Here is a 12,516-nt window from a genome sequence, read left to right as displayed (position 1 = left end):
CTCACGCTCGCTCTCCCGCGTGGGCCAATTGAGTCGAGTCATGCTGTCGCGATCCGCCAAGAAGCGGCAGTAGCTGTGCCTGAAGCGCCAGCCAGGGGCTGAAGACCGCGGGGGTAAGCCGAATCGAACGTCCGAGGTCGAGGGGATCGACCCAGGCATGATCCATGACTTCGACGGGATGCAGCGTCGGCTCCTGCGAGGTAGACGCGATGTAGACCGGGCATACTTCGTTTTCGACAATGCCGGCGGCATCCACGGCTCGATAGCGAAAGACGGGAAGTGCTAGCTCAAGCTGGGTCAGTTCGAGCCCGACCTCGTAGGCTGCTCGTCGGTGTACCGCGGTGAGTAGTTGCTCTGCGGGAGCAGGATGCCCGCAGAATGAGTTGGTCCACACGCCTGGCCAGCTTGCCTTGCTCAGTGCGCGTCGGGTGATGAGAACGTGACCCTGCTCGTTGAGTACATAGCAGGAGAACGCGAGGTGCAATGGGGTATCAGGACCGTGCACACTCGCCTTGCTCGCCAGCCCGATCGCCTTGCCTTGCTCGTCGAGAAGTACAACATCTTCATTGTCGCTCGCGGTTGCCATCTCAACTCCCTTGAATTTTTATCTAGCATAGCTAATAAATAGCTTATCAAGCATTATCTTTCAGGATACGATAACAGGATGGTCGAACCAGCCAGCATCTCCAGTCGAGTCGAAGGGGCCATTCTCGACCCACGAGCGGTTGATCCGAAACAGGAGCTTGTCGACTATTCCGCGATGGACGACGCCGAGATCTCGCAGATCGTGCGGGTGCTGCAATCCATTCGGCGCTGGCGCGAGGCAGAACAGAAGATGAGCCTCAGCTCGCGAAACCACATGAAGTTGAACGAGAACGACATGAAAGCGCTGCGCTTTCTCGTGGTCTGCAAGAACGAGGGACTCATTGCTACTCCGGGTGGCCTCGCAGAGCACCTCAGTATTTCAAGCGCCTCCACCACGAAACTGCTTGACAGGCTCGCCGCCGCCGGACACATTGAGCGCTCAGCTCACCCGAGCGATCGACGCGCGCTGATGATCACGATCACCCAGCAGACTCACGAACAGGTGAGGGACACCGTGGGGCGAACCCATGCGCGCCGCTTCGACGTGGCAGCGAAGCTATCTCCCGAAGATCGCGAAGTGGTCATTCGCTTTCTCAATGACCTCAGCAATACGAGTGACGAGGCCCAGGAGCTACAGGGCGAGGCGGCAGTGCGCCCGCAGAACGCAGATTAAGAGTCAGGCCGTGAGACGCTCAGCCGCTCGGCCTCTCCCACGTCGCGATCGGTCCGTCTTCGACGACAAACAGCGGATGTGGTCGAGGTTCTCGCAGATCGATCCAGCGCTCAGCAACCGCCGGGCTGCGACTGGCCAGTTTGCGCGTGAGGTGCGTCCACTCGTAGGCGAGTTGACCCCTCGTCACCGGGATTGGAGCGACCGGCTTGGGGCGGTCGTGGATTCGCGTGCGGTCGAAGTGATAGCCACGGGCATCCGCCTCGTCGGCGATGCCGCTGAGAAAGCGAGCGACCGCGGCCTCGGGCGTAGCGTGATCCCGAAATCTCTCCAGCTGCGGATGCTGTCGGTAGCCCTTGGTCGCACCCGCGAGTACCGCTTGTGCCAGAAGCGCCTCCCGCCAGCATGCCGTCAGGGCTTGCCGGTCGAAGTACTGGGGGTTCACGGACCAGAGTCTCACCAGCACCACACTAGCGACCGTCAACGGGAGTTCCGTTCGGCCACCGCGCGAGTGAAGGGAAGTGCCCGCAGTGACGATCACGTACATGAGCATCGTTCAATCTCCGATTGATGAGGTCTTCGCCTGGCATGAGAGGCCTGGGGCATTTTCGAGGCTTGCACCGCCATGGCAACCGGCGCGAGTGCTGGTAGAAAGCGCATCGCTCAAGGACGGAGAGGCAGTGCTGGGATTACCGGGCGGCCTCACCTGGGTGTCGCGGCACGACCCCGATGGCTATGACCCGCCCCGACGCTTCATTGACACCATTGGCGTGGACGGCCTGGCTTCGCTTCCAGTCCGCGCCCTCGTGAACTGGCGGCACAGTCACGAGTTCGCGGTGGAATCGGCGACGACAACCAGGGTGACCGATCGAGTCGAGACGCCGGTGGGGTCGAGGGCGCTTCGGCCCATGTTCGTCTATCGACACCGGCAATTGGCCGATGATCTCGCTGCACACCGGTGGGCCGCGGGTATGGGTGCCCCATCGCTCACGATTGCGATGACCGGATCGTCTGGACTGGTCGGCTCCGCTCTTTCGGCGTTCCTCTCGACGGGAGGGCATCGCGTCGTGCGGCTCGTGCGCGGGCGTGCGCGCGGTGCGGATGAGCGGCACTGGGATCCGATGCATCCAGACCCCGGGCTCCTCGATGGCGTCGACGCGCTCATCCATTTGGCAGGCGAGTCGATCGCCGGCCGGTTCACCGAGAACCACAAGAAGGCGATTCGGGGCAGCCGGATCATCCCGACCCGGAGACTGGCTGAAATCGCGGCGAGCGCATCCGGGGGACCCAAGGTTCTGGTTGTTGCCTCGGCCGTCGGCTATTACGGCGTCGACCGTGGCGACGAAGAGCTGACCGAAGAAAGTAGTCGAGGCCAGGGATTTCTGGCGGATGTCGTGGCTGAGTGGGAGGCCGCGGCCGGGCCGGCAGCTGAGGCCGGCATTCGCGTGATTTCGATCCGCACCGGGATCGTGCAGGCGGCTCGAGGTGGAACCCTTCGCTTGTACCGTCCCTTGTTCGCCGCGGGCCTCGGTGGCCCCATCTCTGACGGGCGTCAATGGGTCTCGTGGATCGACCTGGACGATCTCGTCGACGTGTATCACCGTGTGGTGGTTGACCCCGAGATGTCGGGGCCGATCAACGCCGTGGCGCCCGTGGCAGTGCGCAACGCGCAGTACGCACGCACGCTGGCGGGGGTGCTGCGCAGGCCGGCGCTGCTTCCAGTACCGGCCTTCGCACCGCGAATTCTGCTGGGCTATGAGGGTTCAGCCGAGCTCGCCGAAGCCGACCCGCGTGTGGTTCCCGCGAAGCTCGAGCGGGCCGGGCATCACTTTCGCCAGCCCGTTCTCGAAGGTTCTCTTCGACATCAGCTCGGCAGAGTCATCTGCTGACGCCGGGCTGGTTTTGCTCGTCTGGTCAGCTCACCCCGCTCAGGAAAGCCCGTGGCCATTCGAGGTCTGCCAAGGGAAGTCGGGTTCAGCGACGCTAAAGAGGTCACGGGCCGCAGTTGGGGATGTGCCCAGACTGCGACCCGTGACCGAGGACTGCTCGACGCGATTATGCGGTGACCTCCACCGGCTTCTCCGCGGTGCCGTTCGCGGTGATCGCGACCTTGCGCGGCTTGGCCTTGGCGCTCATCGGAATCATGACGCTCAGCACGCCGTTGTCGTAGTTCGCACTGATGTTCTCGGTGTCGATCCCGTCGCCGAGATTGAGCTGGCGAAGGAAGCTGCCGCTGGGGCGTTCATGTGCGAGCCACTTCACACCGTCATCGCTGTGAGCCGTGCGCTCGGCGCGAATGGTGAGCAACTGGCCGTCGACATCCACATCGACCGAGCCGGGGTCGATGCCGGGGAGGTCGGCACTCAGGATGTAGTGATCGCCATCGCGATACAGGTCGATCGGCATCAGGCGTGGGCCCTGACGCGAGTCGAGGAGGTTTGCAGCGACGCGGTCCAGTTCACGGAATGGGTCGAACAACATTGCCATTTTCATCTACTCCTTCGCAGCGCGTGCCTTGTGGACAAGCGCAACCGGTTTCTTTCTAAACTTGAGTCGTATACGCTCAAGTACGAAAATATTAGCACTCTCGGTTGAAGAGTGCCAGTTATTCGCAGAGAGCGAAATCGCCTCGCTGGCGGCCTGGCATCCGCGCCGTGACCCCGGGTCGCGACGCCTGCGCGACACTGTGGAGTGAGCGCAGAATGGGTCGTATGAACGTGGAGATCCTGCACATCGACGAATGCCCCAATTGGCAGGAGGCGGGCCGACGGATGCGGTCAGCGCTGGACGAAACCGGGTACGACGATGTTGCCGTGCGATATCGCCTGCTCGAATCGTCGGACGATGCCGATGGCACCATGTTCGCAGGGTCGCCCACGGTGGCGGTGGACGGCGTCGACCTGTTCCCCACGGGAGAACGCACGAGCGAGCTGTGCTGTCGCATCTACTTCACGCCTGCCGGCATTGCCGGGGCTCCTACGACGGAGCAGTTCGTCGAGCGCCTTCGAGCCCTCTGAGCGCTCGGCGGAGGGGAGAGCCGGATAAGCGTGCCAGGCGTTGCGAATGTTTTGTTTGTAAGGTTTACTAAATGGCATGCGGGTGTCTGAGAACAGTGTCTGGCGGATGTCGTGACGGCATCCGCGACCCTGCTGCCCGGCTTCGTCGGCACGGCCCTGCCGCGCTGGCTCGCCGCGCGCCTGCGTGACGGTCTCGCCGGCGTCTGCCTCTTCGGCGCGAACATCGCCTCCCGCGATCAGCTGCGCCGCCTCACGGACGAGATCCGCGCGGCCAACCCGCACGCGCTCATCGCGATCGACGAGGAGGGCGGAGACGTCACCCGGCTCTACCACGAGACCGGGTCGCCCTACCCGGGCAACGCCATCCTGGGCCGCATCGACGATTCCGAATACACGGAGTCTGTCGCGCGCTCGATCGGGCTCGAGCTGCGCAGCGCCGGCGTCAACCTGGACTTTGCGCCGGATGTCGACATCAATTCCAACCCGGACAATCCGGTGATCGGGGTGCGCAGTTTCGGCGCAGACCCCGCGCTCGTCGCCAGGCACGGAGAGGCCTGGGTGCGCGGGCTGCAGTCCACCGGGGTCGCGGCGTGCGCGAAGCACTTTCCCGGTCACGGCGACACGGCAACGGATTCGCACCTCTCGCTCCCCGTGGTCGACCTGCCGCTAGAGGAGCTTCGCGCCCGGGAGCTGCTGCCGTTCGCTGCGGTGGTCGCGTCGCGCGCGATCATGACGTCCCACATCCTGCTGCCCCGCATCGACGCGAGCGGCCCGGCCACCTTCTCCCGGGCGATCCTGCAGGAGCTGCTGCGCGAGGAACTCGGCTACGAGGGCGTGATCGTCTCGGACGCCCTCGACATGACCGGCGCGAGCGAGGAGATCGGCATCGCCGGAGCCGCCGTGCGCGCGCTCGCCGCGGGCTGCGACCTGCTCTGCATCGGCACAGACACGACCGACGAGCAGCTCGGCGAGATCGAGCGGGAGATCGAGCGCGCCGTCGCCGATGGTCGTCTCGAGGCTTCGCGGCTCGCCGACGCGGCCTCGCGCACCGGGGCGCTCGCGCGGGAGCTTGTGGCCGGGTCCGAGGCGGCGGGAGACGAACCCGCGTTCCCGCTCGATCGCACGGTCGCGGTGTTCGATATCCAGCCCGGTATCGCGGTCCACAGCGATCGTGTTCTCGTGTCGATGGTCACGGAGGCAAACATCGCGATCGGCGCCTCGCCCTGGGGGGTCGAGGCGGCGGGTGCAAACACACTGAGAGTGTACGAGGGCGAAGCGATACGCGTGCCGATTGGTGCGCAACCGGTGGTGATCGGCAAAGACAACCACCGGCTCCCCTGGGTGCGCGAGGCGATCGACCGAGCGCGCCACGAATATCCGAATGCCCTCATTGTCGACATGGGCTGGCCGAGCGACGACCGGGCCTACGCCGATGTCGCCACGTTTGGCGGCTCCCGGCATGTTGGGAGTGCGCTGCTCTCGTGGTTGGAAAGCGCGGAAGCGATGAGCGAGGCCTCGCTTGTGGGCGCGCCGCCGCTATCTGAACCGTTGCTGGTCGGGCTCGACATCGGCGGAACCAAGGTGCACGCCGTCGCGGTCGATGTCGCCGGAGCCATCGCGCACGAACTGCGTCTACCCACCGGTTTCGGGGCGGATGCCGTGCTGCAGACTGCGATCGCCGCGGTCTCCGGGCTGGCCGACCTTGCAGGGGTCGAGCCGGGGGCGTTCCGCTCGATCGGCGTCGGCGTCCCGGGGTCGGTGGATGCGGAGGCCGGCATCGTCAGGCACGCGGTGAACCTGGGGCTCACGGGCCTCGATCTCGGCCCGCGGCTGGCCGCGAGGTTCGACCTTCCCGTGCGCCTCGAGAACGACGTGAATGCGGCGGCGCTGGGGGTGTGGAACCTGTTCGCAACCGCGCCAGACGCGCCTCGTTCGATCGCCTACCTGAACCTCGGCACCGGGATGGCGGCGGGGATCGTGCTGGATGGCGCACTGTGGCGAGGCTCCCGCGGCACCGCCGGCGAGGTCGGACACATTCCGGTCGACCCGAACGGTGCGGTGTGCGGCTGCGGCCAGCACGGCTGTCTCGAGACGCTGGCCTCCGGGTCCGCGGTCGCGAGGCAGTGGCCGAGCGAGCATCCGTACCCCGTGGTCGAACTGTTCGAGGCGGCGGAGAGGCGCGTGCCGCTGGCCATCGAGGTGCGTGACCGGCTCGTGGAAAACACCGCGCTGGCCGTTCGCATCCTCATTCTCAGCATCGACGTCGACCGGGTCGTCATCGGCGGTGGCATCAGTTCGCTCGGTGCCCCGCTCATCGACCGGATTCGCGCGGTGCTCGACTCCTGGGGGCGCTCGTCCCCGTTCATCGCCTCGCTCGAGTTCTCGTCGCGGGTCGACCTCGTGCCGCCTGGCTCGTCGGTCGCGGCGATCGGTGCCGCCCTGGCTGGCGGGCAGGGCGGGAGGCAGGCAACATGACCACGCAGGACGAGCGGGCGCGTCGCTCGAGCGGGAGCAGGCCACTGCGACCCTCCGCCAAGGTGCTGCCGGAACACGCGCGTGTGCACAACCGCGCGCTCGTGCTGCAGACCCTCTACGGTTCCGGCCAGCAGAGCAGGGCGGATGTCTCGCGCAGTACCGGTCTGACCCGCGTGACCGTCTCCGACCTGGTTGCAGAACTCATGGAGGACGGGCTCGTCGTCGAGCTCGGACGACGCGAGGTCGCACCGAGCGAGGGAGCACACCGGGGCAAGCCGGCCATCCTGCTCGACATCGACCGCGCGGCGTTCCAGATCATCGGGGTCGACCTCGGTGACTACGCCGTCTTCCGCGGCGCGGTGCTCGACCTCGGCGGCGCCGTCCTGCGCCGCGCCGAGGTGCCACTCGCGGGCAGCACAGGCGACGTCGCGTCGGCACAGGTGGTCCAGCTCATCGAGCGGCTGCGCAGCGAGGCGACCGCACCCGTTCTCGGCATCGGCATCGGCTCACCGGGGGTCGTCGATGACACCGGAACGGTGCTCAGCGCTCCCAACCTCGGCTGGGTCGACGAGCCCCTGCAGGCCGGCATCGCCGCACAGTTCTCGCTGCCGGTCGTCGTGGTGAACGATGCGAACGTCGCGGTGCTCGCCGAGCACAGCTTCGGCGACGCCGAGGGCGACACGATGCTCGTCAAGGTCGGGCACGGCGTCGGCGCCGGACTGCTTCTCGGCGGAGTGCAACTCTTCGGCAGCCGCTTCACGGCCGGGGAGATCGGCCACGTCGTCGTCGATCCGGATGGCGAGCCGTGTTCCTGCGGAAAGCGCGGCTGCCTCGAGACCTGGCTGGCCATCCCGAGGCTCGAGGCGAGGCTCGCGCTGGCCACGACCTGCTCGGGTCGTGACGCAGTGCTGCGCGAGGCGGGCGAGCGTTTGGGGATCGCGCTGGCGCCGGTCGTCGGGGCGCTGGGCCTCACCGAGATCGTGCTCAGCGGGCCTAGCGCGTATTTCGACGGCGTGCTCGCGGAGGCTGTGGCCTCGACGCTGCGCGCGAGAACGATGGCGGGCGAGGTCACTCTGCGCCTGACGAGGCTCGGCGACGACATCGTGCTGCGCGGGGCGGCTGCCGCCGTGCTGTCGCAACAGCTCGGGGTTTCCTGATGTACACACAGTCCAGGCAAGGAGTTGTTCCGTGGCAGAAATAGTCATTCTCGACGGCCAGGAGGACGCCGGCGAACTCGCGGCCGACGTCATCCTGAGTCTCGTCGCACGCAAGCCGGATGCCGTGCTCGGCCTCGCGACCGGGTCGACGCCGCTCACGGTCTACCGCGCCATCGCCGCGCGGGGCGCCGACCTCTCGAGGGTGCGAGGGTTCGCGCTTGACGAGTATGTCGGCCTGCCCGCCGGGCACCCGGAAAGCTACCGTTCGGTGATCTGGCGCGACGCGGTGGGGCCGCTCGGCCTCACCCCCGAGCTCGTGCGGGTGCCGGCAGACCGCGGTCCGATCGAGGAGGCTGGCGAGAACTACGAGCGGGCGATCGTCGAGGCTGGGGGAGTGGACGTGCAGATTCTCGGTATCGGCACCGACGGTCACATCGGCTTCAACGAACCCGGTTCATCCTTCGCTTCGCTCACTCGCGTCAAGACGCTCACCCAGCAGACCAGGGCGGACAACGCGCGCTTCTTCGACTCGATCGATGACGTTCCAGTGAACTGCATCACCCAGGGCCTCGGCACGATCCACCGCGCGAAGCACCTGCTGCTGCTCGCGTTCGGCGAGGGCAAAGCGGATGCGATTGCCGCGGCCGTGGAGGGCCCGGTCACTTCGTCCGCGCCGGGCTCCGCCATCCAGCTGCACCCTCACGTCACCGTGATCGTGGACGAGGCCGCGGCCTCCCGCCTCGCGAACCTCGACTACTACCGCTACGCCTGGGCGAACAAGCCCACTTGGGAGTCGGTGTAGTCCGTCGCGCTTCGACGGGCTCAGCGCACGATGGCTGTGCGCAACATGAGCCAGGTTCCGAGCGACGACAGCACGATCACGACGGCGGCCAGGATGGCGAGCCACCACAGCTGAAACGCGGCGAAGATCGCTCCGGCCGACGGCACCGCGACGATGACGGCGACGATGAGCACGAGTGCCGTGCCGATGCCGATCAGCTGCGGCCCGCGCGAACCGAGACGAATCCACGATGCCCCGAAGACACCACCGATCGTGAGCAGCGAGAGCGTCGTGAGGAACACGATGGGAATGAGCAGCCCGAAGTTGCCCGCGCCGAGGATGTAGATGTCGAAGATGTAGAAGCCGGAGAACCAGTGGTTCGTCACGAGCTCCAGCATCGTGAGCACCGCGAACACGGCCGTCAGATACAGCGACACCAGGATCGCCCAGAGCAGGGTGCCCGCGGTGAAGGAGCGACGCGTGGTGCCGAGTGTGAGCGCGAACGGGAACGTCGTCGCGGTGGACTGCACCCCGAAATAGACGAGGAAGCCCGACAGTGCGTAGACCAGGCCCGGGTTCGACTGCGAGCCCTGGATCCAGCCCGCGGTTCCCGGCAGGCTGCCCGAGCGCCAGAAGACGAGCGAGATGAGCACGGAGACGACCGCGACCATCCCCGTGATGTACAGGGGTACGACGAAGGTCGACTCGCGCTTGTTCAGGTGCAGTTGGGTGGTGGAGAGGATGGTGCTCATGGTGTTACGCCGCCTTCGATTCGGTGGGGCTGGCGTCGTTTGCGCCATAGCCCGAGACGAGTTCCTGCAGGGTGGGGCGCGCGAGCTGCACGCCATGGGTCTCCGCGCTCTCGCGCAGTGCGGCGTCGATGGTTCCCTCGGCCGTGAGGGACACGAGATTGCCGATGGACTGCCTCTCGAGCACGCGGTGGTCGCCGAGCACCTCGGCCACGGCATCCCTGGCACCGCTCAGGGTGAACGCGCGGTCGCGGGCGGCATCCGCCTCGTCATCGACGACGACCCTGCCCCGATCGAGGATGACGACGCGGTCGAACAGTGCCGCGGACTCCTCGATCAGGTGGGTCGAGAGCACGATCGTCCTGGGGTGCTCGCCGTAGTCGCGCAGGAGCATCGTGTGGAAGAGCGCCCTGCCGGTCACGTCCAGACCGAGGTAGGGCTCGTCGAGCAGGGTGACGGATGCCCGCGACGCCAGCCCGAGCACGATCGCGACGGAGGAGAGCTGGCCACGCGAGAGCTTCTTGATGCGGGTCGTGGTCGGGATGCGGAACCCGTCTGCCAGTTCCGCCGCGAGCTCGGCGCTCCAGTTCGGTGCGAACTCCGGCGCGATCCGCAGCACGTGGTGCAGCCTGTAGTCGTCGGGATAGCGCTGGTTGTCGCGCACGTAGCTGATTTGCGCGAGCGTCGGCGCGTGCTCGAACGGCGAGTGGCCGAGGATGTCCGCGCGGCCAGAGGTCGCGCGATCCTGCCCGGCCATGATCGACATGATCGTCGTCTTGCCGGCCCCGTTCCGGCCCAGCAGGCCGAGGATCGAGTGCTCCGGCACGGTGAAGCTCACGTCGTCCAGCGCTCGCACCTGGCCGAAGCTGCGCGAGACGTGATCGATTTCTATCGCGTTCGTCATGAGTGGTCCTTGTCGGTGAGTGGTGGTGTGGTTGTGGTCGTCGGTGGTGTGGTCGCGATCATGCCCGCGAGTTCGTGCCTGTCGATTCCGAGGAGCTCGGCCTCGTGCAGGAGCGGTGCCAGGCGCTGCTCCCGGAACGCGGCTTTGCGCGCAGCGAGCAGGCGCCCGCGGGCTCCCGGCGACACGAACATCCCGATCCCCCGCTTCTTGTAGAGCGCTTCCTGCTCGACGAGAATGCCGATGCCCTTGGCAGCCGTGATCGGACTGATCTGGTAGAACGCCGCATATTCGTTGGTGGAGGGGACGGCAGTCTCTTCGGCGTAGGTGCCGTTGATGATGTCTTCTGCGACCCGCTCGGCGAGTTGCAGGAAGATCGGCCCGTCTCCGGAAAGCATGCTGCCCCTTAGGTTCTATAGTGCACTATAGAACCTAAGAGCATAGTGCGACAAAGTCAAGACCTGCGGCGAAGCATGAGCGTGCTCACTCTGTGGTGGCGGGAGAAATGGGCTCGTGGCGAGAGTCATTACCCCATCCGCGAGACCATTTCTCCCGCCACGTGTGTGCGCAACTCCAGCCGCGAGCGCATAGTCCCCGCCGCGACTCGGCGCCAGGAGTCAGTAGTGCAGCTTGCGGCCCGCGCCCCAGACCGACACGACCCGCCACTCGTGGTCGAGCATGACCGCGTCTGCGACGTAGCCGGGCTTCAGATAGCCGAACTGCTTCTCCAGCCCGAGCACGCGCGCGGGCGTGAGCGTGAGCGCTTCGACGGCTTCTGCCGGCGCGAGTTTCACCTGCTCGATCGCGATGCGAAGCGCTCGGTCCTGGGTGAGGGTCGAACCCGCGATGGTCTCGGTTCCCGAGAGCACGGCGAGTCCGCCCCGCACCGTGACGTTGAGCGAGCCGAGACGGTAGTCGCCGTCGCTCGAGGCGGCCGCGGCCATAGCATCCGTGATCAGCGCGATCCTGCCCGGCGCGCGCGAGAAGGCGAGGGCCGCGACATCCGGATGCACGTGCAGGCCGTCGAGGATCAGCTCGAGCGTGACGCGCTTGTCCTCGAATGCCGCGATCACCGGGCCGGGCTTGCGGTGATGGATGCCGGGCATCGCATTGAAGACATGGGTGAGCAGTCGTGCTCCGCGGTCGAACGCCTCCTTGGCCAACTCGAAGTCTGCCTCGGTGTGCCCGACTGCCACAATGATCCCCTGCTGGACGAGCACGTCGATGGCGTCGAGCGCGTTCGGGAGCTCCGGTGCCATCGTGATCTGCCGCACGGTGCCGCGGCCCGCCTCGAGCAGGTCTTCGACGATCGCGGGGCGCGGTTCGCGCAGGAAGTCGGGGTTGTGGGCGCCGCGCCTGGCCTCCGCGAGGAACGGGCCCTCGAGGTGAGAGCCGAGCACGAGCGGATCGGATTCCGTCAGGTCCGCGATCAGCGCGAGCGTCTCGCGCACGTGCGCGAGGGGATTCGCGACGAGGCTGAGCAGCGACCTTGTGGTGCCGTGCGCGCGGTGTGAGGCCAGCGCGGCCGCGATCGCTTCCGGCCCGTCATCGAAGGCGTACCCCCCGCCGCCGTGCGTGTGCAGATCGATGAAACCGGGCGTGAGCCAGTGCCCGCCGACGTCGATGCGTTCGGTGGCCGTGGTCCAGGCGGGGGTGGGCTCTGCCGGGCCGGACCCCGTTTGGGCGATACGATCGCCGTCCACGAGCATCCAGAAGTCGTCCACCTGCCCTGCGGCGTCGACTTTGCGCGCGCTGTGAAAAAGGATGGTCATGACGCCTGCCCCCTGGAGATCTCTGCCCTGCCGTTGATAATGCCGCTGATGAGGGCGATCACGGCGAAGACCGCGCCGACGAGGGGATATCCGAGCATGAACCAGCTGGCGGCCGCCGAGCCCATCACGAGGATCTCGATGAGCGCCTTGCCCACGGGGTCGAGCGGGAGCACTGCCTTCGGCGCGCGGAACAGCGCCCAGACCGCGGCGGCGAACAGGGGCGCGCCGATCATGTACAGGACGCCAGGCCAGGGGAACGGCCAGGCCAGGTAACCCCAATATCCAAGAGAGAACAGGGCGAAGAGTTCGAGCAGGAAACGCAGGATGTCGTTGGCCGTCAGCGGGCGAGCCGCCGGGGCCTGGCGATCTTCGTTCGCCCCTGAGTCGCCCACTCCTGAATCCTACCGAC

Annotated in this window: 14 protein-coding genes; 6 read left to right on the top strand and 8 right to left on the bottom strand. The window is 66.6% G+C overall.

Going from position 1 to position 12,516, the window contains the following annotated elements; translation table 11 throughout:
* Position 1: 1 nt before the first annotated feature.
* The gene (gene idi / locus ABUA28_RS02540; RefSeq protein ID WP_349902365.1) at positions 2-586 is read right to left on the bottom strand and encodes an isopentenyl-diphosphate Delta-isomerase; all 585 of its coding nucleotides are present in this window, start codon (positions 584-586) and stop codon (positions 2-4) included.
* Positions 587-664: 78 nt separating this feature from the next.
* On the opposite strand from idi, the gene ABUA28_RS02535 reads away from it, so the two are divergent.
* Positions 665-1,258, top strand: coding sequence for a MarR family winged helix-turn-helix transcriptional regulator (locus ABUA28_RS02535; RefSeq protein WP_349902364.1), 594 nt, complete (start codon positions 665-667; stop codon positions 1,256-1,258).
* 19 nt (positions 1,259-1,277) lie between these two features.
* On the opposite strand, the gene ABUA28_RS02530 is transcribed toward ABUA28_RS02535, so the two are convergent.
* On the bottom strand, positions 1,278-1,715 hold the full coding sequence (locus ABUA28_RS02530) for a pyrimidine dimer DNA glycosylase/endonuclease V (RefSeq protein WP_349902363.1): 438 nt from the start codon (positions 1,713-1,715) through the stop codon (positions 1,278-1,280).
* 85 nt (positions 1,716-1,800) lie between these two features.
* Here ABUA28_RS02530 and ABUA28_RS02525 point away from each other — a divergent pair, with 85 nt between their 5' ends.
* Positions 1,801-3,144, top strand: coding sequence for a TIGR01777 family oxidoreductase (locus tag ABUA28_RS02525; protein ID WP_349902362.1), 1,344 nt, complete (start codon positions 1,801-1,803; stop codon positions 3,142-3,144).
* Positions 3,145-3,310: 166 nt separating this feature from the next.
* On the opposite strand, the gene ABUA28_RS02520 is transcribed toward ABUA28_RS02525, so the two are convergent.
* A complete protein-coding gene (locus tag ABUA28_RS02520) occupies positions 3,311-3,742 on the bottom strand; it encodes an Hsp20/alpha crystallin family protein (RefSeq protein WP_349902361.1) in 432 nt (143 codons plus the stop codon).
* A 224-nt stretch (positions 3,743-3,966) separates the two neighbouring features.
* On the opposite strand from ABUA28_RS02520, the gene ABUA28_RS02515 reads away from it, so the two are divergent.
* The 4 genes from ABUA28_RS02515 (at position 3,967) to ABUA28_RS02500 (ending at position 8,706) form a co-directional block, all read left to right on the top strand.
* Positions 3,967-4,272 (top strand): thioredoxin family protein, encoded by a 306-nt coding sequence (locus ABUA28_RS02515; protein ID WP_349902360.1) that lies wholly within the window; start codon positions 3,967-3,969, stop codon positions 4,270-4,272.
* Positions 4,273-4,383: 111 nt separating this feature from the next.
* Entirely contained in the window at positions 4,384-6,747 is a 2,364-nt protein-coding gene (nagZ, locus tag ABUA28_RS02510) for a beta-N-acetylhexosaminidase (RefSeq protein ID WP_349902359.1), read from the top strand.
* Positions 6,744-7,904 (top strand): ROK family protein, encoded by a 1,161-nt coding sequence (locus ABUA28_RS02505; RefSeq protein ID WP_349902358.1) that lies wholly within the window; start codon positions 6,744-6,746, stop codon positions 7,902-7,904. Before nagZ ends, ABUA28_RS02505 begins: the two co-directional genes overlap by 4 nt.
* A gap of 31 nt (positions 7,905-7,935) precedes the next feature.
* Positions 7,936-8,706 (top strand): glucosamine-6-phosphate deaminase, encoded by a 771-nt coding sequence (locus ABUA28_RS02500; RefSeq protein ID WP_349902357.1) that lies wholly within the window; start codon positions 7,936-7,938, stop codon positions 8,704-8,706.
* A 20-nt stretch (positions 8,707-8,726) separates the two neighbouring features.
* Here the strand turns inward: ABUA28_RS02500 and ABUA28_RS02495 are convergent, their stop codons facing one another.
* The 5 genes from ABUA28_RS02495 to ABUA28_RS02475 all read right to left on the bottom strand — a co-directional run bounded on the left by ABUA28_RS02495 (position 8,727) and on the right by ABUA28_RS02475 (position 12,499).
* On the bottom strand, positions 8,727-9,437 hold the full coding sequence (locus ABUA28_RS02495; RefSeq protein ID WP_349902356.1) for a hypothetical protein: 711 nt from the start codon (positions 9,435-9,437) through the stop codon (positions 8,727-8,729).
* Positions 9,438-9,441: 4 nt separating this feature from the next.
* On the bottom strand, positions 9,442-10,338 hold the full coding sequence (locus tag ABUA28_RS02490; protein ID WP_349902355.1) for an ABC transporter ATP-binding protein: 897 nt from the start codon (positions 10,336-10,338) through the stop codon (positions 9,442-9,444).
* Positions 10,335-10,733: a GntR family transcriptional regulator gene (locus tag ABUA28_RS02485; protein WP_349902354.1), complete on the bottom strand. Its 399-nt coding sequence runs from the start codon at positions 10,731-10,733 to the stop codon at positions 10,335-10,337. The genes ABUA28_RS02490 and ABUA28_RS02485 overlap by 4 nt, the downstream gene beginning before the upstream one ends.
* A gap of 219 nt (positions 10,734-10,952) precedes the next feature.
* Positions 10,953-12,107 carry an N-acetylglucosamine-6-phosphate deacetylase gene (gene nagA / locus ABUA28_RS02480; protein WP_349902353.1) on the bottom strand — a complete coding sequence of 385 codons (1,155 nt, stop codon included), beginning with the start codon at positions 12,105-12,107 and terminating at the stop codon, positions 10,953-10,955.
* Positions 12,104-12,499 (bottom strand): YrdB family protein, encoded by a 396-nt coding sequence (locus tag ABUA28_RS02475; RefSeq protein WP_349902352.1) that lies wholly within the window; start codon positions 12,497-12,499, stop codon positions 12,104-12,106. Before ABUA28_RS02475 ends, nagA begins: the two co-directional genes overlap by 4 nt.
* Positions 12,500-12,516: the final 17 nt, after the last annotated feature.

It is taken from the genome of Parafrigoribacterium humi (genome assembly GCF_040227205.1).
Lineage (GTDB): Bacteria > Actinomycetota > Actinomycetes > Actinomycetales > Microbacteriaceae > Parafrigoribacterium_A > Parafrigoribacterium_A humi.
The sequence above is the reverse complement of the archived record's forward strand: the minus strand, read 5'-3'. Positions and strand labels throughout refer to the sequence as shown.

Coding starts and splice junctions, on each gene's coding strand:
- idi (WP_349902365.1), bottom strand. CDS start 586: ATGGCAACCGCGAGCGACAATGAAGATGTTGTACTTCTCGACGAGCAA.
- ABUA28_RS02535 (WP_349902364.1), top strand. CDS start 665: ATGGTCGAACCAGCCAGCATCTCCAGTCGAGTCGAAGGGGCCATTCTC.
- ABUA28_RS02525 (WP_349902362.1), top strand. CDS start 1,801: ATGAGCATCGTTCAATCTCCGATTGATGAGGTCTTCGCCTGGCATGAG.
- ABUA28_RS02520 (WP_349902361.1), bottom strand. CDS start 3,742: ATGGCAATGTTGTTCGACCCATTCCGTGAACTGGACCGCGTCGCTGCA.
- ABUA28_RS02515 (WP_349902360.1), top strand. CDS start 3,967: ATGAACGTGGAGATCCTGCACATCGACGAATGCCCCAATTGGCAGGAG.
- ABUA28_RS02505 (WP_349902358.1), top strand. CDS start 6,744: ATGACCACGCAGGACGAGCGGGCGCGTCGCTCGAGCGGGAGCAGGCCA.
- ABUA28_RS02495 (WP_349902356.1), bottom strand. CDS start 9,437: ATGAGCACCATCCTCTCCACCACCCAACTGCACCTGAACAAGCGCGAG.
- ABUA28_RS02490 (WP_349902355.1), bottom strand. CDS start 10,338: ATGACGAACGCGATAGAAATCGATCACGTCTCGCGCAGCTTCGGCCAG.
- ABUA28_RS02485 (WP_349902354.1), bottom strand. CDS start 10,733: ATGCTTTCCGGAGACGGGCCGATCTTCCTGCAACTCGCCGAGCGGGTC.
- nagA (WP_349902353.1), bottom strand. CDS start 12,107: ATGACCATCCTTTTTCACAGCGCGCGCAAAGTCGACGCCGCAGGGCAG.